Origin of the sequence: Acidiphilium multivorum AIU301 (assembly GCF_000202835.1) — a bacterium.
GTDB classification, from domain to species: Bacteria; Pseudomonadota; Alphaproteobacteria; order Acetobacterales; family Acetobacteraceae; genus Acidiphilium; species Acidiphilium multivorum.
In genome coordinates this window covers 893,605-911,029 of record NC_015186.1, presented here as the reverse complement: position 1 = coordinate 911,029, position 17,425 = coordinate 893,605, and the positions used below count along the sequence as shown (strand labels likewise).

At 69.2% G+C, this 17,425-nt stretch carries 16 protein-coding genes; 4 read left to right on the top strand and 12 right to left on the bottom strand.

Annotation, left to right across the window (positions count from 1 at the left end):
• Positions 1-14 precede the first annotated feature (14 nt).
• Positions 15-1,514 (bottom strand): flavin-containing monooxygenase, encoded by a 1,500-nt coding sequence (locus ACMV_RS03965; RefSeq protein ID WP_007423163.1) that lies wholly within the window; start codon positions 1,512-1,514, stop codon positions 15-17.
• 135 nt (positions 1,515-1,649) lie between these two features.
• Here ACMV_RS03965 and ACMV_RS03960 point away from each other — a divergent pair, with 135 nt between their 5' ends.
• The gene (locus ACMV_RS03960; protein WP_007423162.1) at positions 1,650-2,333 is read left to right on the top strand and encodes a TetR/AcrR family transcriptional regulator; all 684 of its coding nucleotides are present in this window, start codon (positions 1,650-1,652) and stop codon (positions 2,331-2,333) included.
• Positions 2,334-2,381: 48 nt separating this feature from the next.
• Here ACMV_RS03960 and ACMV_RS03955 read toward each other — a convergent pair whose 3' ends face one another.
• The 7 genes from ACMV_RS03955 to ACMV_RS03925 all read right to left on the bottom strand — a co-directional run bounded on the left by ACMV_RS03955 (position 2,382) and on the right by ACMV_RS03925 (position 9,527).
• Positions 2,382-3,977, bottom strand: a complete 1,596-nt coding sequence (locus ACMV_RS03955) for an isocitrate lyase (RefSeq protein WP_013639629.1) — start codon at positions 3,975-3,977, stop codon at positions 2,382-2,384.
• 167 nt (positions 3,978-4,144) lie between these two features.
• Positions 4,145-4,819 carry an NrsF family protein gene (locus ACMV_RS03950; protein WP_013639628.1) on the bottom strand — a complete coding sequence of 225 codons (675 nt, stop codon included), beginning with the start codon at positions 4,817-4,819 and terminating at the stop codon, positions 4,145-4,147.
• Positions 4,809-5,420: an RNA polymerase sigma factor gene (locus ACMV_RS03945; RefSeq protein WP_013639627.1), complete on the bottom strand. Its 612-nt coding sequence runs from the start codon at positions 5,418-5,420 to the stop codon at positions 4,809-4,811. Before ACMV_RS03945 ends, ACMV_RS03950 begins: the two co-directional genes overlap by 11 nt.
• 28 nt (positions 5,421-5,448) lie before the next feature.
• Entirely contained in the window at positions 5,449-5,817 is a 369-nt protein-coding gene (locus tag ACMV_RS03940; RefSeq protein ID WP_007424448.1) for a hypothetical protein, read from the bottom strand.
• Positions 5,817-6,431: a cytochrome c oxidase subunit 3 gene (locus ACMV_RS03935; RefSeq protein WP_013639626.1), complete on the bottom strand. Its 615-nt coding sequence runs from the start codon at positions 6,429-6,431 to the stop codon at positions 5,817-5,819. Before ACMV_RS03935 ends, ACMV_RS03940 begins: the two co-directional genes overlap by 1 nt.
• A complete protein-coding gene (locus ACMV_RS03930; protein WP_011941987.1) occupies positions 6,428-8,497 on the bottom strand; it encodes a cbb3-type cytochrome c oxidase subunit I in 2,070 nt (689 codons plus the stop codon). The genes ACMV_RS03935 and ACMV_RS03930 overlap by 4 nt, the downstream gene beginning before the upstream one ends.
• 25 nt (positions 8,498-8,522) lie before the next feature.
• On the bottom strand, positions 8,523-9,527 hold the full coding sequence (locus tag ACMV_RS03925; protein WP_013639625.1) for a cytochrome c oxidase subunit II: 1,005 nt from the start codon (positions 9,525-9,527) through the stop codon (positions 8,523-8,525).
• A gap of 377 nt (positions 9,528-9,904) precedes the next feature.
• On the opposite strand from ACMV_RS03925, the gene ACMV_RS03920 reads away from it, so the two are divergent.
• Entirely contained in the window at positions 9,905-10,717 is an 813-nt protein-coding gene (locus ACMV_RS03920; RefSeq protein ID WP_231844482.1) for a hypothetical protein, read from the top strand.
• Here ACMV_RS03920 and ACMV_RS03915 read toward each other — a convergent pair.
• Positions 10,624-11,703 carry a bile acid:sodium symporter family protein gene (locus ACMV_RS03915; RefSeq protein ID WP_013639623.1) on the bottom strand — a complete coding sequence of 360 codons (1,080 nt, stop codon included), beginning with the start codon at positions 11,701-11,703 and terminating at the stop codon, positions 10,624-10,626. The two genes, ACMV_RS03920 and ACMV_RS03915, sit on opposite strands and share 94 nt — an antisense overlap.
• Positions 11,704-11,763: 60 nt before the next feature.
• On the opposite strand from ACMV_RS03915, the gene ACMV_RS03910 reads away from it, so the two are divergent.
• Positions 11,764-12,678: a LysR family transcriptional regulator gene (locus ACMV_RS03910; RefSeq protein WP_011941991.1), complete on the top strand. Its 915-nt coding sequence runs from the start codon at positions 11,764-11,766 to the stop codon at positions 12,676-12,678.
• A 27-nt stretch (positions 12,679-12,705) separates the two neighbouring features.
• Here ACMV_RS03910 and ACMV_RS03905 read toward each other — a convergent pair whose 3' ends face one another.
• Positions 12,706-13,569 (bottom strand): methyltransferase domain-containing protein, encoded by an 864-nt coding sequence (locus tag ACMV_RS03905; protein WP_013639622.1) that lies wholly within the window; start codon positions 13,567-13,569, stop codon positions 12,706-12,708.
• Between the two features lie 413 nt (positions 13,570-13,982).
• Positions 13,983-14,264, bottom strand: a complete 282-nt coding sequence (locus ACMV_RS19650; protein WP_148361023.1) for a hypothetical protein — start codon at positions 14,262-14,264, stop codon at positions 13,983-13,985.
• Positions 14,265-14,321: 57 nt separating this feature from the next.
• Here ACMV_RS19650 and ACMV_RS03900 point away from each other — a divergent pair, with 57 nt between their 5' ends.
• Positions 14,322-16,799 carry a bifunctional diguanylate cyclase/phosphodiesterase gene (locus ACMV_RS03900; protein ID WP_013639620.1) on the top strand — a complete coding sequence of 826 codons (2,478 nt, stop codon included), beginning with the start codon at positions 14,322-14,324 and terminating at the stop codon, positions 16,797-16,799.
• A gap of 19 nt (positions 16,800-16,818) precedes the next feature.
• On the opposite strand, the gene ACMV_RS03895 is transcribed toward ACMV_RS03900, so the two are convergent.
• Complete coding sequence (locus ACMV_RS03895; protein WP_007423364.1) at positions 16,819-17,250, bottom strand: CBS domain-containing protein; 432 nt, start codon at positions 17,248-17,250, stop codon at positions 16,819-16,821.
• Positions 17,251-17,425: the final 175 nt, after the last annotated feature.

Here is a 17,425-nt window from a genome sequence, read left to right as displayed (position 1 = left end):
TCACGTGCAGTTGCCTAACGGCTCGTTTGGTAGTCGGCGAGGTCGGCCGCGGCGGTCGCGCGGCGGTAGCCGACGACGGTGCCGGGCCAGAGCGTGGTGTTGCGGCCGTCGGCATCGAGATACCAGCTGCGGCAGCCGCCGGTGGTCCAGACCGTTTTCGCCATTTTCCGGTCCAGCTCCTTCTGGTAGCGGGCCAGCGCCTCGGGCTTCGGCGCCGCCGCCCTGATGCCGGCGGCGCGCATCCGGCGCAGGAGATCGACCGCGTAGCGCACCTGCGCCTCGATCATGATGACGACCGAATTGTGGCCGAGCCCGGTGTTCGGCCCGAGCAGGAGCAGGAAGTTCGGGAAGTTGGGGACGGTGATGCCCTTGAACGCCTCCATGCCGGTATCCGCCCAGAAGCGGTTCAGCTCGATCCCGCCGCGGCCGACCAGGCGGAGATGGCGGAAGGCGGTGGTGACCTCGAAGCCGGTGCCGTAGATGATGACGTCGGCCTCGTGCTCGACGCCCCCGGCATCGACGATGGAGCGGGCGCGCACCTCGGCCACGGCGGCGGTGGTCAGGCTGACATTCGGGCGGGCCAGGGCGGGGTAGTAGTCATCCGACAGCAGGGTGCGCTTGCAGCCCTGGCGGTAGTCCGGCGTGACGCTTGCGGCGAGGACGGGGTCCTTGATCGCGCGGGCGATGTTCCGCCGGCCGAGCGCCTCGCCGGCGCGCTGGGCCCGCCGGTTGCCGAGGAAGCCGAGCACCCGGGCCTCGTGCACCCAGAACAGCGACTGGCGGAACAGGCGGCGCATCCACGGATGGCGGGCGAAGCGGCGCTGCCAGAGCTCGGGCACCGGGCGGTCGTGCCGGGGCAGCACCCAGGGCGGGGTGCGCTGGAACACGGTGACATGCGACGCCACCTTTGCGATTTCGGGGATGAACTGGATGGCGGAGGCGCCGGTGCCGATCACCGCGACGCGCTTGCCGGCGAGATCGAGATCGTGCCGCCAGGTGGCGGAGTGGAAGCGCGGGCCGGCGAAGGCCTCGATGCCCGGCAGGTCGGGGATGGAGGGCCAGTGCAGCGGGCCCATGCCGCCGACGAGGACGCGCGCCTCGATCGTGCCGGTGGTGGTGGCGGCGACCCAGAGGCCGCGCGCCTCGTCCCACCGCGCCTCGATCAACGCCGTGCCGAAGCGGATCAGCGGGCGGAGGGAGAAGCGGTCCGCCACGTCGCGCAGATAGGCGTAGAGCTCGGGCTGGCGGGGAAAGAGGCGCGACCAGTCGGATTTCGGCGCGAAGGACAGCGAGTAGAGATGCGAGGGAATGTCGCACGCGGCGCCGGGATAGGTGTTCTCGCGCCAGGTGCCGCCGACCTCGGCGGCCTTCTCGATCAGCAGGAGATTGCCGAAGCCGGCCTCCTGCAGGCGGATCGCCATGGCGAGGCCGGCAAAGCCGGTGCCGACGATCAGCACGTCGACCCGGGTGACCGCGGCCTGCGCCTCGGCGCGGGGAGAGGCGGCGTCGAGCATGGTTGTTCCTCCGTTCCGGTGGCCGGCCCGCCGATGCGGGATTCGGGCGCGGCGCTAGGGTGTTTGCCCTAATTGGGAAAAGTATTAGGGTGAATACCCTAGTTTGGTCAAGCGAAGAGTCGGGGCGAAAAGATCATGGCGGGGACAGGCGGACGGGCCGGAGCGACGCGGCAGCGCGTGCTGGAGGCGACGCTCGGGCTGTTCAACGAGCGCGGCTTCGGCGTGACCGTCGCCGAGATCGCGGCGGCCTGCGGGATGCGCGAGGGCAACCTGCATTATCATTTCCGCAAGAAGGAGCTGCTGATCGCCACCCTGTTCGAGCGGTTCCAGGAGGAGGAGCTCGCGGTCGCGGAGGCGGAGCTGGGCGACGCGGCGGCGGCGGAATCGTATGCCGAGTACCAGCTCGGCTGGTTCGCGCTGATGTGGCGCTATCGGTGCTTCTATCGCGACGCGTTCAACCTGCAGCACCGGCTGCCGGGGCTGAAGGGGCGGTTCATGGAGGTGCAGGCGCGGGCGAGTGCGGCGGTGGCGCGGGTGATGGCGCTGGCCACGGAGCACGGGTTCCTCGCGATTCCGGCCGGGCGGATCCGCAGCTTCGTCACCAATGTCTGGATCGTGTCGAGCTACTGGATGGATTACCTGCGCACCAGCACCGCGTCCGCCGGGCTGACGGAGCAGCAGATGCAATGGGGGTTCGGGCAGGTGATGGCGCTGTTCGAGCCCTATCTGACCCCGGCGGGGCGGGCGGCGTTCTCTCCGCTGGCGCAGCGCGCGGCGGCGCTGGTCATGCGGGAGGACGAGCCCGGCGGGCGGGGCTGAGCCCGCCGCGCCGGCATGGCGGCCCGGAGCGTGCCGGGCCGCCGCGGATCAGGCCGCGAACTGGTTCATCGTGTTGTGGGCGCCGCCGGCCTTCAGCGCGGCATCGCCGGCGAAATACTCCTTGTGATCGTCGCCGATGTCGGAGCCGGCCATGTTCTGGTGCTTCACGCAGGCGATGGCCTGGCGGATTTCCTTGCGCTGCACGCCGGCGACATAGCCGAGCATGCCCTGCTCGCCGAAATACTCCCTCGCGAGATTGTCGGTCGACAGCGCCGCGGTGTGGTAGGTCGGCAGGGTGATGAGGTGGTGGAAGATGTTCGCCCGCCGCGCGGCGTCGCGCTGGAAGGTGCGGATGCGCTCATCGGCCTCGGCCGCGAGGTCGGACGCGTCGTAGTCGGCGCTCATCAGCCGGGCGCGGTCGAAGGCCGAGACGTCCCTGCCCTGCTCCTTCCAGGCATCGAAGACCTGCTGGCGGAAGTTCAGCGTCCAGTTGAAGGAGGGCGAGTTGTTGTAGGCGAGCTTGGCGTTCGGGATGACCTCGCGCACGCGATCGACCATCGAGGCGATCTGCTCGATATGGGGCTTCTCGGTCTCGATCCAGATCAGGTCGGCGCCGTTGTTCAGGGCGTTGATGCAGTCGAGCACGCAGCGGTCGGCCCCGGTGCCGGGACGGAACTGGTAGAGGTTGGAGGGCAGGCGCTTCGGGCGCAGCAGCTTGCCGTTGCGGGTGATCAGCACGTCGCCGTTGCCGATCTGCGCGGGATCGACCTCGTCGCAGTCGAGGAAGGAATTGTACTGGTCGCCGATGTCGCCCGGCTCCTTCGAATAGGCGATCTGCTTGGTCAGGCCGGCGCCGAGCGAGTCGGTGCGGGCGACGATCACGCCGTCCTCGACGCCGAGCTCCATGAAGGCGTAGCGCAGGGCGCGGATCTTCTGGACGAAATCCTCGTGCGGGACGGTCACCTTGCCGTCCTGGTGGCCGCACTGCTTCTCGTCGGACACCTGGTTCTCGATCTGCAGCGCGCAGGCGCCGGCCTCGATCATCTTCTTGGCCAGCAGGTAGGTCGCCTCGGCATTGCCGAAGCCGGCGTCGATATCGGCGATGATCGGCACGACATGGGTTTCGAAATTGTCGATCCGGGTCTGCACCTCCTTCTGCTTCGCGAGGTCGCCGGCCTCGCGGGCGGCGTCGAGCTCGCGGAAGAGCAGGCCGAGTTCGCGGGCGTCGGCCTGGCGGAGGAAGGTGTAGATCTCCTCGATCAGCGCCGGCACCGAGGTCTTTTCATGCATCGACTGGTCGGGCAGCGGGCCGAACTCGGAGCGCATCGCCGCGACCATCCAGCCGGAGAGGTAGATGTAGCGGCCCTTGGTGGTGCCGAAATGCTTCTTGATCGCGATCATCTTCTGCTGGGCGATGAAGCCGTGCCAGCAGCCGAGCGACTGGGTGTAGCGCGAGGGATCGGCATCGAAGGCGGCCATGTCCTGGCGCATGACCTTCGCGGTGTGGCGGGCGATGTCGAGCCCGGTCTGGAACCGGTTCTGCAGCCGCATGCGGGCCACGGCCTCGGGCGAGATGCCCTCCCAGGCGGCGCCCTTCGCGGCGATCGTTTCGCTCATCGTGCCAATCGTCTGCTGATACGTCATTCGAACCCTCGTTGTTATCCGGAAACGCGTGATGCGATTCAGATACACCTCGGGGGTCGGCGCGTCAGAAGGTTTTGTGAAGTTTTCACGTAAACATGTGAAACTATGCACCTAGTGAGCAGGTGCGGTGAAAAATTTTTACAGAGCGGCGCGCGAGCGGCGCATTGTTATAAAGCCGCGCGCGGTTGGCGCGCGGGGGTGGACAGCGCCCGCAGCAGGCGGCTGGAGACCAGGCCGCCGATCAGGGCGAGCGCCAGCATGCTGCCCATCTGCCAGGCGAGCAGCGTGACCAGATTGACCGAGCCGTGGAACAGCCGCAGCGCGACCTCGGCGGCGGCGCAGGCCGCAAGCGCGCCGCACAGGCCGGCCGGGCCGCGCCGGAAGGCGGCGCTCCCGCGCAGCAGGGCGACCATCGCGGCGGCGGGCACGAGGCTGGCGATCGCGATGGCGGGCACGCAGACGAGGTCGAGATGCAGGCGCAGGGCGCCATCCGCGCCGCGCAGGCCGAGCACGGCGCATTGCCGGCCCAGCTCGCCGAGCCAGAGCAGCAGGGCAAGCGCCGGCAGGGCCGGTTTCCAGCCCGGCTGGTCCGGCCGGCCGGCGCAGAACGCGGCATGGGCGGCGAGCAGCGCGGTGAGCGCGCCGAGCGCCTCGGCGGCGAGGAAACCGGGGCCGGCGAGGATCGCGCCGAGATCCGGCCGGGGGCCCATGATCAGGGTGATCAGCGCCAGCGCCGGCAGGGTGACGGCGAGCCAGCGCGCCAGCAGGCCGGCGGGGGACGGCAGCCGGCGGACCGGCCGGAGATCGCCGGCCAGGGCGGTGATCAGGTCCTCAGTCTGCATCGGTCACCTTCAGCGCCTGGCGCAGCCGGCGGATGGCGCGGTGGGTGGCGACCTTCAGCGCGCCGATGGTCATGCCCGTGGCGGCGGCGGCCTCGGCCAGGGTCATTTCGCGCAGCTTGAGCATCGTCAACACGTCCCGGTCGCGCCGCGGCAGGGCGTCGATCGCCGCGGCGAGGCGCCCGGCATCGAGCGCCCTCTCCTGCATGTCGTTCGTCGCGAGCGAAGGCGAGGTTACGGGCAGGTCGTCGAGCGGGGTCTCGCGCCCGCGGTTGCGGGCCCGGGCGCGCAGCCGGTCGGCGCCGCGCAGGCGGAGGATGCCGCGCAGGAAGGGCTCGGCCGGGCGCGCGGGATCGAACAGATGGAGGTTCCGGTGCAGGGCCAGCAGCGTGTCCTGCACGATGTCCTCGCATTCGGCGGCGCCGGCGGCGGGGAAAGCGCGCCGCGCCTGGGCGCGCAGCCAGGGCAGCGCGGCCCGCAGGAGCGCCTCGTAGCTGCGGCGGTCGCCCGCCTGCGCGGCCGCGAGCAGGGCGGCCCAGTCGCGCTGCGTCTGCATGAGGGGATGATGCGCGAGGACGGAGGCGGTGTAAACGCGCGCGCGCACGCCCGGTGTGTCAACGCGCGCGGGCGTTTTACGGGCCGAGGCCGCCGTGCAGCGGGATCTCCAGCATGGTGCGGGCCTGAAGGGAATGGAACATGATGTCGGTCAGGCCGATGGTGACGACGAAGAGCGGCAGGACGAGGACGAGGGCGACCGTCTTCCAGATCTGCGTCTCGCCGAGGCCGAGGCGGAAGAGGAACAGCGCCTGGGAGACGAGGGCGACGACGGCGAGGCAGCCGGCGCCCGCCATCCGCATCGCCGGCGTGCCGGCGTGGAGCAGCGTGAGCAGCAGGGCGACCGCCATCGCCAGCAGGGCCAGCAGCGTGCCGGCCACGGCGGCCGGCGCGCTGACGAGGGCGATTTCGGGATGGTCGAGCGGATCGGCGTGGCGGGCGGACATCACATCGCTCCCTGGAGATAGACGAAGACGAAGACGCAGACCCAGATCGCCGCCTGGAACTGCCAGAACATCTGCATGTTGAGCAGGCGCGTGACGACCGGGGCGGTGAAGCCGAAGGCGAGGACCTGCACGATCATCACCCCCATCCACAGCAGGCCGAAGATGACGTGCAGCCCGTGGGTGGCCACGAGGAGGAAGAACATCGAGAGGAAGGCGCTGCGTTCGGGCGTGTCGCCGGCCATGACCAGGGTGACCAGGTCGCGCAGTTCGAGGGCGACGAAGCCGGTGCCGAGCAGGGCCGCGACCAGCAGGAAGCCGGCGGCCGCCGGCCGGCTGCGGCGCTTCATGCCGGCCATGGCGAGGCTGCCGGACAGGACGGCGCCGAACAGCAGGATGGTCTGCCAGAAGGCCTCGACCGGGTGGACGATGGCGCGCGCGGTGGGGCCGCCGGCGGCGTTCCAGGCGTGATCGAGCACGCCGTAGGAGGCGAAGAGGGCGGCGAAGATCAGCGCGTCGCTCATCATGTAGAGCCAGAAACCGTAGGTCTGCGTGCCGATCGCATCGTGCGCGGGGGGCTCGCCGCGCACCCAGAGGGTGAGATCCGTATCGCTCATGAGAACAGCTCCAGCTCGGCGACCGGCGGGCTGATATGGTCGGCCGAAATGTCGGACAGGTGCTGCCCGGCCTCGTGCCGGCGCAACTCCTCGGCGGTGAGCACGAACTCGGTCTGCCGCACGAAGGAGCGGGCGATGACCACCGCGATGATCCCGAGCAGGGAGAGGCCGGCGAGCCACCAGATCCGCCAGACCATGCCGAAGCCGAAGCCCATGGACAGCGCGCCGATCAGCAGCGGCGCCACCGTGTTCTTCGGCAAATGGATGTCCGCCGTGATGTCGGGCTGCACGGACTCGACCCCGCGCTCGCGCCGCCAGGCCAGTTCGTCGCGCTCGTTCACGACGGGAATGACGGCGTAGTTGTAGAAGGGCACCGGGGTGCGGGTGAGCCATTCGAGCGTGCGGCCGGTGGTCCAGCAATCGGCGCCGGCGCGGTTGCGCGCGCGGTCGCGGATGCTCACCCAGATCATCTTCGCGAAGTAGTAGACCGAGACGCAGTAGAAGAAGATGCCGATTTCCTCGACGATCAGCAGCGGCTCGTAGCCGGGGTTGGAGAGATAGTCGAGCCGGCGGGTCATGCCCATCAGGCCGAGGGCGAACATGGCGCCGAAGACCAGCACGGTGCCCACCGAGAAGGACCAGAAATTCGCGCGCGCCGAGGGGGCGTCGAGATGGAAGCCGAAGAGCTTGGGAAACCAGAAGATGATGGCGCCGAAGATCGCGTAGGCGATCAGCAGCATCATGCAGTGGAAATGCGCCACCACAAACACGCTGTTATGCACCGTGTAGTTGATGGCGGGGATGGCCAGCATCATGCCGGTGAGGCCGCCGACCAGGAGGAGGAACAAGGCACCCAGCGCCCAGAGCATCGGCGGCTCGAAGCGCAGGCGGCCGCGCCAGAGCGTCAGCGCCCAGTTGAACACCTTCACGCCGGTCGGGATGCCGACGAGCATGGTGGCGGTGCTGAAGAAGATGTTGATCCCCGGCCCGGCGCCCATGGTGAAGAAATGGTGCAGCCAGACGCCCCAGGAAATGCCGCCGATGGCGAAGGTGGCGATGACCATCGTCGCGTAGCCGAAGAGCGGCTTTTCGGCGAAGGTGGGGATGATTTCGGAGATGAAGCCGAAGGCCGGCAGGACGACGAAATAGACTTCCGGATGCCCCCAGATCCAGAACAGGTTGGTGTAGAGCATCAGGTTGCCGCCGAGCCCGGCGGTGAAGAAATGGGTGCCGAGATAGCGGTCGGCGCCGAGCATCGCCAGGGCGACGCCGAGGATGGGAAAGGCCGTCAGCGCGATGATGTTGGTCGTCAGCGAGGTCCAGACCACGAAGGGCAGCCGCGACCAGGTCATGCCCGGAGCGCGGAGTTTCACGATCGTCGCGATCATGTTGATCGCGTTGAGCGTGGTGCCGACGCTGCCGATCTGGATCGCCCACATCCAGTAATCGACGCCGACGCCGGGACTGTAGGGCAGTTCGGTGAGCGGGATCAGGCCGATCCAGCCGTCATGCGAGAAGTCGCCGACGAAGAGCGAGAGCATCACCAGCGCCGCGGCGACGGCGGTGAGCCAGAGGCCGACGGCGTTGAGGTAGGGAAACGCCATGTCGCGCGCGCCGATCTGCAGCGGGACGATGATGTTCGACAGGCCGGTGAGCAGCGGGGTGACGGCGAGCAGGATCATGATCACGCCGTGCGAGCTGTAGATCTGGTCGAAATGGAAGGGCGGGAGGTAGCCGTGCAGGGCCTGCAGGTGGCCGGGCGAATGCGGACCGTCCGCCATCATCTGCTGGGTGCGGATCATCAGCCCGTCGATGAAGCCGCGGAACATCATCACGAGGCCGACGATGACATACATCACGCCGATCTTCTTGTGATCGAGCGTCGTCAGCCATTCGCGGAAGAGATAGCCCCAGCGGCCGGAGAGGGTGATGGCGGCGATGACGATGACGGCCGCGCCGGCGGCGAAGACGAAGGCGCCGTCGACGATCGGGCTCGTGTAGGGGATGGCACTCAGAGTCAGGCGCCCGAGCAGCGGCGACCATGGACCTTGAAGATGAACGAGCACGCAGTCTTCCTTTCCGCTGCCGGCGTCAGCCGGATGTTCCGCGCGACGCGGCCGGATGAGAGAAATAGCTGGCCCCGGCGCGCAGGTCCCGCGCCATCGCTTCGGTGAGGCGGGGCGGAACCGGGTAGGTCTTGCCGTTGCGCGACGCCTCGACGATGCGGCGGAACAGGTGCGGCGCCGGGGCGCTGAAATAGCGCGGCCGCTGGTCGAGATTGATCGTCGGCCGCGCGAAACGCTCGAAGGTGGCGTAGGTCAGCGCGGCCGGGGCGGCTGCCGCGTGGCGCACGAATTTCGCGAATCCCCGCTTGCCGACGACATCGGTGGCAAAGCGCATCCAGGAGAAGCCGGCGCCGCTGAAATTGGCGGCGAAGCCCTCGTAGCGCCCCTGGCCGTTGGCGCGCATCGCATCCTTGGTGCGCATGCCGGGCATCACGTCGATCATGTCGGTGAGCTGGGGGATGAAGAAGTCGTTGACGACGCTGGTCGAGGTCAGGCGGAACTCGACATTGCGGCCGGCGGGCACGACGAGCCGGTCGACGCTGGCGACATGCTGCTTCGGATAGATGAAGAGCCACTGCCAGTCGGTTGCGACGACGTCGATCTTCAGCGGGTGCGAGCGCCCTGCCCTCGCCGGCATGCGCAGGACATGCGGGCCGTAGGGATCGACCGCGAAGGTGCCGTTGTAGGAGGCATAGGCGAGGCCGGCGACGACGACGATCGGGATTCCCCACATGACGGCTTCGAGTTTCAGGGAGTGGCTGAAGCCGGGGCTGTAGGCGGCGGCGCGGGAGCGGCGGTAGCGCCAGATGCACCAGAGGATGAAGCACGCCGTCGGCACGATGATGAAGGCCATCACGACGACGTCGATGATGGTGAAATTCAGCGACGCGCGGGCGACCGGCCCCTTCGGGTCGAACACGCGGAACGGCCCGCCGGAACAGCCGGTGAGCAGCAATGGCGTTAGCGGCGCCAGACGGCGCCACGGGCGGAACCGCCGTTCCTTCAGACGCGCCTCATCACACAACGACAATGCGATCCTCCGTCATGATCGCCGTTGAAATAAGGGCAGCGGACTGGAGTGACCACCCTGTTTCCGGAATCTCACAGGGGGTTCAGAGCAAGTTTATGTGACAGCAAGTTTCCGTGAGCGATAGAAAAGATCGATATCGGCATTGGGCTTTTTCGATCGATGGCGCGCGGTGGGTGCGCGGCGTGGCGGCGGCGAAACGATTCCGCTTTCGCCGGGCCGTCGCTGGTGTTAGTTTCTCTTGCATGACCGATGCCGACGCCACTGCCCTGCCCGCGGATGGGGAGCGAACGCCCGTGCCGCATCGCGCTATCTGCCGCCTGGCGCGCAGAAGGGTGCTGTGGCTCGCGGCCTCGGCACCGTTGATGATGGGAGCGAGCATGACGGCAGACGCCGCGACGCCGACCGGGGCGAGCCTTCTCACCGCGCCGCTCTCGCTCGCGGGATCGTGGCGCGGCTCGGCGCCCGGCGATGTGCTCGCGGTGCTCGGGCGGATGCGCGCCGCGTGCCTCGACGGGATCAGGCTTGTCTCCGACCGGCAGCCGACGGCGCTGCGGGTGCAGGACGTTGCCTCGGGCCCGCCGCATGTCTGGCTGCATACCGATGCGCCGGGCACCGCGATCGTCGCCGTCGATGTCGGCGCGCGGGACTGGATCAATCTCTCCTACCAGTTCGGCCATGAGCTCGGCCATGTGATGGCCAATAGCTGGATGTGGGGCGATGCGCCACGCAACCCGTGCCAGTGGCTGGAGGAGGCGGTGGTGGAGGCGTTCTCGCTGCGCGGCCTCGGGCGGCTGGCGGAGGGCTGGGCGGTGGCGCCGCCGTTTCCGCACAACAATGCCTATGCCGCGCCGATCCGCGCGTATCGGCGGAACCTGCTCGAACAGGATCTGGCGGAGGCGCGGGCGCAGGGCGCCGATGCCGGGCTCGGCGGCTGGTATGCGGCGCAGGCGGGCTTCCTCGCGACGCATGGGACCGTGATCGCCGCCCGGCCCGCCGTGCCCGCGGTGCTGGAACTGCTGGAGGCGGACGAGACGGCGGTGGCCGATATCGGCGCGCTGAACCGCTGGCCGGAGCGGAGCCACCTGCCGCTCGGCACCTATCTCGCGCGCTGGCGGGAGAGCTGCGCCGAACTCGGGCTCGCGGGGCTTCTGCCGGGCGAGCTCGCGCGGCTGCTCAAGCCGGGACGGTAGGCGGCGATGGCGGGAGCCGCCGCCGGCTGGCGGGCGAAGCGCTGGGCGATCAGCGTGCAGACGAAGAGCTGGAACTGGTGGAACAGCATCAGCGGCAGCACGATCAGCCCGACGGTCTGCGCCGGGAAGAGGATGTTCGCCATCGGGATGCCGCTCGCCAGCGATTTCTTGGAACCGCAGAAGATGAGGGTGATCCGGTCCTCGCGCGAGAAGCCGAGGGCGCCGGCGAGGCTGGTGACGGTGAGCACCAGCGCGAGCAGCGCCGCATCGACCAGCATGACCAGGACCAGGCTTTCCGGCGAGACGCGCGACCAGATGCCGCCGACCATGCCGGCGCTGAAGGCGGCGTAGACCACGACGAGGATCGAGCCGCGATCGACGATGGTGATGATCAGGCGGTGGCGTTGCAGGACGGGGCCGAGGATGGGGCGGAGCAGCTGGCCGGCCGCGAAGGGGGCGAGGAGCTGGAGCGCGATGTCTTCCAGCGCGCCGGCGCTGAACCCGCCCTTCGCGTGCAGCAGCAGCATGACCAGGAGCGGCGTGATCACCATGCCGGCGAGGTTCGAGACCGACGCGCTGCACAGCGAGGCGGGCACGTTGCCGCGGGAGATCGAGGTGAAGGCGATGGATGACTGCACCGTGGAGGGCAGGATGGCGACGAAGATGATGCCTGTGGCCAGCGCCGGCGGCAGGGCGGAGCCGAGCAGGGTGACCGCGGCGAGGCCGAGGGCGGGAAACAGGATGAAGGTGCAGGCGAACACCGCGCCCTGGAGCCGCCAGTGCAGCAGGCCGCGCAGGACCTCGGCGGTGGAGAGTTTGGCGCCGTAGACGAAGAACAGCAGGGCGACGACCCAGTGAACCGCGTGCCCGACCACGACGGCGGCGAGGCCGCGCGCGGGCAGCAGCGCGGCGAGCGCCACGGTGCCGAGGAGGAAGAACAGGTAGGGGTCGATCCCGAGGCGGGACAGCGTGGCGCGTATGGACATGACGCCGATGTAGCAGGATGCCGGTCATGGACAATCGTGATGAACGTGATATCGGCAATCATGATTTATGATAATCATGCCGGCCAGGCGCCGGCGCGCCCGCGATTCGAGCCGGTGCTGCTGCGGAGTTTCATCGCGGTGGTCGAGGCGCGCAGCTTCACCCGGGCGGCGCGGCATCTCGGCCTGCGGCAGTCGACCGTGAGCCAGCACGTGGCGCGGCTGGAGGCGCTGGCCGGGCGGCGGCTGATCGCGCGGGATACGCACCGCGTCTCGCCCACGCCGGATGGCGACGCGCTGCTGGATTTCGCGCGCCGGCTGCTGGAGGCGGAGGCGCGGATCGACGCCTATTTCGCGGCGAGCGCGCTGCGCGGGCGGATCCGGATCGGCGCGTCGGAGGATTTCGTGTTCAGCGCCTTGCCGGAGGTGCTGGCCGATTTCGCCGGGCGGCATCCGGAGGTGGATCTCGAACTGACGGTGGGGCTGAGCCAGACGCTCTATGCAGGTTTCGACGCCGGCGAACTCGACCTGATCTTCGCGAAGCGGCGGGCGGGCGACCGGCGCGGGCGGGTGGCATGGGCGGAGGAGCTGGTGTGGATCGCGCGGCCGGGGAAGCGGCCGGTTGCGGGGCAGCCGGTGCCGCTGGTCCTCTACCCGCCGCCGAGTGTGACGCGGGAGCGGGCGCTGGAGGCGATGGACCGGGCGCATCTGCCGTGGCGGATCGCGTGCAGTTCGGGCAGCCTGAGCGGGTTGCGGGCGGCGGCGCTGGCCGGGCTCGGGTTCGCCGCGCACGCGGCCCGGCTGATTCCGCCGGGCCTCGCGCCGGTGCCGCCGGATGCCGGGCTGCCCCCCCTGGGACTCACCGAGTTCGTGGTGATCGGCCCGGAGGGACGGCATCCGGCGGCGGCGCTGGCCGAGGCGCTGCTCTCGGCCTCGGACCGGATCCGGTCCGCCGGAATCACGCCGGGCGGCGGCTGAGGACGCGGGCCGGCCCGGCGCGCCGGGTCAGGGCACCCGCCCGATCGCCACGAATTCGCAGGCGAAGCCGAAATCGTCGGCGGCGAAGCTGGCATCGAGCGCCCGCATCGCCTCGTCGAATTCGGCCGCGGTCATCAGCCCGGCGCCGATCAGACGGTCGCGCTGGTTCAGGTAGAACTCCTTCTGGTGCGTTTCGAGCTCGGAATCGCGACCGTAGGTGAGGCCGAGGCGCACGCGCGGGACGGCCAGCACCTGCACGTCCGCGAGCCCGGCGGCGCGGAACATCCGGTAGAGACGCCGCCCGACCTGCCGCCCGGCGCCGACCGAGGCCTGCAACTGCCGGACCGCGCCGTTCAGCCGCTCCAGGGCCGGAGGTTCGTCGGGGTAGGAGAACCAGGCGCCGTCATCGACCTCCATGACCGCGACGCGGCCGCCGGGGGCGGTGGCGCGGACCATTTCGGCGAGCGCGGCCTCCGGCCGTTCGAGGTGCTGGAACAGGAAGCGGCTCAGCGTGAGGTCCTGGCTGGCGGATTCGACCGGCAGCGCATAGGCGTCGGCCAGCCGGGCATCGACCGCGAGGTGCAGCGCGGCGGCGAGGTCCCGCAGCAGCGAGAGGCCGTGGGCGTCGTTGTCGACGGCGGTGATCCGGGCTTCGGGACCGCACATCCAGGCAAGGTCGAGGCACAGGGCGCCGGTGCCGGCGCCGACATCGAGCACGCGGACCGGCCCGCGCGACAGGCCGAACACCGGCAGCACCGCGAGGCGCTGGAAATGCGTATGCATGCTCTGGCGCAGGAGCCAGGCCAGGTCGCCGCCTTTCGGCAGCAGCTTCCGTGTTGCCTGCGCTACGCGCGCCGTCCATGCCACCAAGGCGGCGTTGTCTGCTGTCACTCTACCTCCGGAACAATCGGCTTTTGCGAATCGGCGCGGGAAGTGCGCCCGGGCGAGGCTGGCGGCACCCTGCGGCATGGCAGGTCCGCGCCGCGGCTTGCGTTGGTCCGATGCAGGTCATTCGCCAGTGCAACCGCGCCTCGTGGATTTTCCCGATGCGGAAAAATGTAACATGCGCCTGTTAATTTTCGATTAAGGCGCGACATTGGAATGGATGCCGGGAAAGCCCCGGTTGGCGCGCTTGCGGCATCGGCGTATCGTCGCGCGGTGGCGATGCCGCCTTCAGCGACCCGCACCTTGCGCGCCGATGCGGACCCGGTTTGAAAAGGCTACAGTCTGGACCATGATTTTTCGGAAACCGGCGTGGCGAGGCGCGTTTGATTTTCTGTTGCGGCTTCGGCAATTGCTTTTTATTAAAAAAAATGACAAAATTTAGGCAATTCGACTATTGTGCCGCAAAAACAAGACGAATCCGCCATGGTGGAACAGTTCGGATCAACAGCTCCCGGAATGCCGGCACATGAATAGGCTTGTTTATGCTTTTTTGTTCGTTGGGATGTGAGTCTGTTCAATACAGACGACCGGATCGCGCCGCCATGAAGCCGGCGCGGCCGGATGCGGCGGTCGCTGCCGGCCGCCTTGGGCGGCGCGCCGATGCCCGGCCGGGTCAGGTCAGATAACAATGGATCGACCATGAGATCCCGCCGGCCCGGCATCGGGGCCAAGGCTGGCCGGGCCGGACTCCCGCCGGGATGACGCTCGCCGGCAACAGGCCCGACGATTTCACCGACATCGTCAATCTCGCGGTGGAGGAGAGCGGAACGGGGATCTGGGATCGCGACGTCGTGACCGGGGAGATCCGGTATTCGCGGGGCTGGTGGCGGATCCTGGGCTATGCCGAGATGCCGGCCCGCTCGCATATCGAGGCGGCCTATGCCCGCGTCCACCCGGATGACCTCGACTATGTCCGGCAGACGATGCAGGACCATTTCGACCGGAGGACCGCGCGCTATGAGGTCGAGCATCGGCTGCGCTGCGCCGACGGATCGTACAAATGGGTTCTCAGCCGGGGCATGGTGGTTGAGCGCGACATCGCGGGTCGCCCGGTGCGCATGGTCGGCACGACAACCGACATCACCACGCTGCGCACCCTTGCCGAGGAGCTGGCGCGGGAGAAGGCCGAGGCGCGTTTTCGCGCCGAGCAGCTCGCCGAGCGCACGCGCGAACAGGCCGCCGCCCACCGGCTCGCGCAGATCGGCAGCTGGCAATGGGACCTTGCGGCCGGCGAGATCCGCTTCTCGCCCGAGACCTGGCAGCTCGCCGGCGGCGAGGCGCGGAACCGGCCGGTGACGCTCGACGAGTTGCGGGCGCTGTTTCCGCCGGCCGATCGCCGGCTGCTGCTGCGGCGGTTTGTCGCCGGGCTGAAGGCCGGACAGCCGGTGAGCGTGCAGCACCGGCTCACCGCGTTCGACGGACGGACGCTGGACGTGGTGTCGTACGCGGAGCCGATCGGCGAGGCGGGCGGCAGGGCGAGGCGGCTCAGGGGCGTGACCCAGGACGTGACGGCGTACCGGCGGATGCAGGCCGCGCTGCGATCGTCGGAGGCGCTGGCCTTTCGCGTGCTGGAGGCGACGCGGGATGCGGTGATCGTGTTCGATCGTGGCGGCCGCGCCCGGTTCGCCAACGCGCGGGCGGCGCGGTTCGCAGGCGCCGGGCAGGAGATCGTCGGCAACCGGCTCGCCGACCTGTTCCCCGGCACCGCGGGCCACCGGCTGGCGGCCGGCGCGGAGCGCGCGGCCGCGACCGGCGCGCCGGTGCGGCTCGAACTGTCATGGGCGCCGACCGGGCGCTGGCTGGAGGCCGATCTCTATCCGGGCGAGGATGACATCTCGCTGTTCGTCCGCGACGTCACGGAGCGGAAGCTGACGCAGGACCGGCTGATCGAGGCGGCGGAAACCGACTCGCTCACCGGCGAGTTCAACCGAAGGGGATTCTTCACCCGGCTCGAGGCGGCGCTGACCGCGCAGGCCAGGGGCCGCGCGATGGCGCTGATCTGCGCCGACGTGAACTACTTCACCGAGATCAACGATTCATTCGGCCACGGCGTGGGCGACGAGGTGCTGAAGACCGTCGCCCGCCGGCTGAAATCGTGCCTGCGGCCGAGGGACATCCTGGCGCGGACCGGCGGCGACGAATTCATGATCCTGCTGAACGGCATGCGCCGGCCGGGGGATGCGACGACGCTGGCGCGGCGGATCGTCGGCGCGATGGAGGAGCGGTTCGAGCTGGGCGACCTGTCGCTGCGGATCAGCCTGTCGATCGGCCTCGCGATCGCCTCGCTCGCGGATCGGGACGCGGCGCGGCTGTGCCGGCATGCCGATCTCGCGCTGTACGAGACTCGGACGGAGGCGCCGGGGAGTTTCCGGGTGTTCACGCCGGCGATGGAACAGGAGAGCCTGCGCAAGCGGCAGCTCAAGCGCGACCTCGCGGACGCGCTCGGGCGCAGCGAGCTCGAACTGGCGTTCCAGCCGATCGTCCGCACCGCGGATGGCACGATCGCCGCCGCGGAAACGCTGCTGCGCTGGAACCATCCGGAGCAGGGCCGCATTCCGCCGGCGGAGTTCATCCCGCTCGCCGAGGAGTCCGGCCTGATCGCGCCGATCGGCGCCTGGGTGCTGCGGCAGGCCTGCGCCGCCGCGTGCCGGTGGCCGGAAACCGTCGGCCTTTCCGTCAATGTCTCGCCGCGGCAGATCGAACTGGCCGATCTGCCGGCGCTGGTGCGCGATGTGCTGGAGGCGACCGGGCTCGCCCCGCGCCGGCTTCATCTCGAGATCACCGAAACCGTTCTCGTCTCGCGCAACCGCCATTACCTGGCGACGCTGCACCGGCTGCGGGAGCTGGGCGTGCGGCTCGTGCTCGACGATTTCGGCACCGGCTATTCGTCCCTCGCCCAGCTCGATGCGTTCCGGTTCGACGCCATGAAGATCGACCAGTCCTTCCTCCGCCGGATCCGCGCGGAGACGGACGAGACGCCGATCCTGAACGCGATCGTCGGCATGGCCACGGCCATCAGGATGCCGATCACGGTGGAGGGCGTCGAAACCCAGGTGCAGCTCAACCATGTGCGCCGGCTCGGCGCGGCCTGCGTGCAGGGCTTCTATTTCGGCCAGCCCGTCAATGAGGCCGGCATGCGGGGGCTGCTCGCGCGGGGGGTGCCGGCGAGCCGGTGAGGCCCACGCGCGGGATGCGTCAGGAGACGATGTAGGCGCGCAGCGAATCGACCTCGAACTCGGCTTCCTCCAGCCGGGCCTTCACCAGATCGCCGATGCTGACGACGCCGGCCAGCACGCCGTCCTCGAAGACGGGGAGATGGCGGCAGCGATGCGTCGTCATCAGCAGCATCGCGTCGAGGATCGTCGCCTCGGGCGTGCAGGAGGCGACCAGCGTCGTCATCAGGTCGGCCGCCGTGCGGTCCTTGATGTCGCCGTCGAATTCGCCGACGAAGCGCATGATGTCGCGCTCGGAGAGCATGCCGACCAGCGCGCCGCGATCGTCGACCACCGGGGCGGCGCCGATGCGCTTGGCGGTGAGAAACCGCGCGGCCTGCGGGATGAAATGATTCGCGCTGAGCACGATGGCGCCCCAGCCCTTCTGGTCGAGCACCTGGCGTATCGTTGTCATGACTTTTCTCCGCGTTCCGTGAAGGACAGGACCGAAACGCCCGCCTGCATGGAGATCCGGCACAGGCGGATGCTGGAAACCGCTTTCCGGGCTGGTGCGCCGGCCCGTGCAGGCGGTGCATCCGACTATGGCGCGCCATGCGCGGGCCATCACTCAAACGTTATCTGGAGTATGA

Coding starts and splice junctions, on each gene's coding strand:
- ACMV_RS03960 (WP_007423162.1), top strand. CDS start 1,650: ATGGCGGGGACAGGCGGACGGGCCGGAGCGACGCGGCAGCGCGTGCTG.
- ACMV_RS03935 (WP_013639626.1), bottom strand. CDS start 6,431: ATGAGCGATACGGATCTCACCCTCTGGGTGCGCGGCGAGCCCCCCGCG.
- ACMV_RS03955 (WP_013639629.1), bottom strand. CDS start 3,977: ATGACGTATCAGCAGACGATTGGCACGATGAGCGAAACGATCGCCGCG.
- ACMV_RS03920 (WP_231844482.1), top strand. CDS start 9,905: ATGACGGCAGACGCCGCGACGCCGACCGGGGCGAGCCTTCTCACCGCG.
- ACMV_RS03900 (WP_013639620.1), top strand. CDS start 14,322: ATGACGCTCGCCGGCAACAGGCCCGACGATTTCACCGACATCGTCAAT.
- ACMV_RS03915 (WP_013639623.1), bottom strand. CDS start 11,703: ATGTCCATACGCGCCACGCTGTCCCGCCTCGGGATCGACCCCTACCTG.
- ACMV_RS03965 (WP_007423163.1), bottom strand. CDS start 1,514: ATGCTCGACGCCGCCTCTCCCCGCGCCGAGGCGCAGGCCGCGGTCACC.
- ACMV_RS03910 (WP_011941991.1), top strand. CDS start 11,764: ATGATTTATGATAATCATGCCGGCCAGGCGCCGGCGCGCCCGCGATTC.
- ACMV_RS03895 (WP_007423364.1), bottom strand. CDS start 17,250: ATGACAACGATACGCCAGGTGCTCGACCAGAAGGGCTGGGGCGCCATC.
- ACMV_RS19650 (WP_148361023.1), bottom strand. CDS start 14,264: ATGGTCGATCCATTGTTATCTGACCTGACCCGGCCGGGCATCGGCGCG.
- ACMV_RS03940 (WP_007424448.1), bottom strand. CDS start 5,817: ATGTCCGCCCGCCACGCCGATCCGCTCGACCATCCCGAAATCGCCCTC.
- ACMV_RS03950 (WP_013639628.1), bottom strand. CDS start 4,819: ATGCAGACTGAGGACCTGATCACCGCCCTGGCCGGCGATCTCCGGCCG.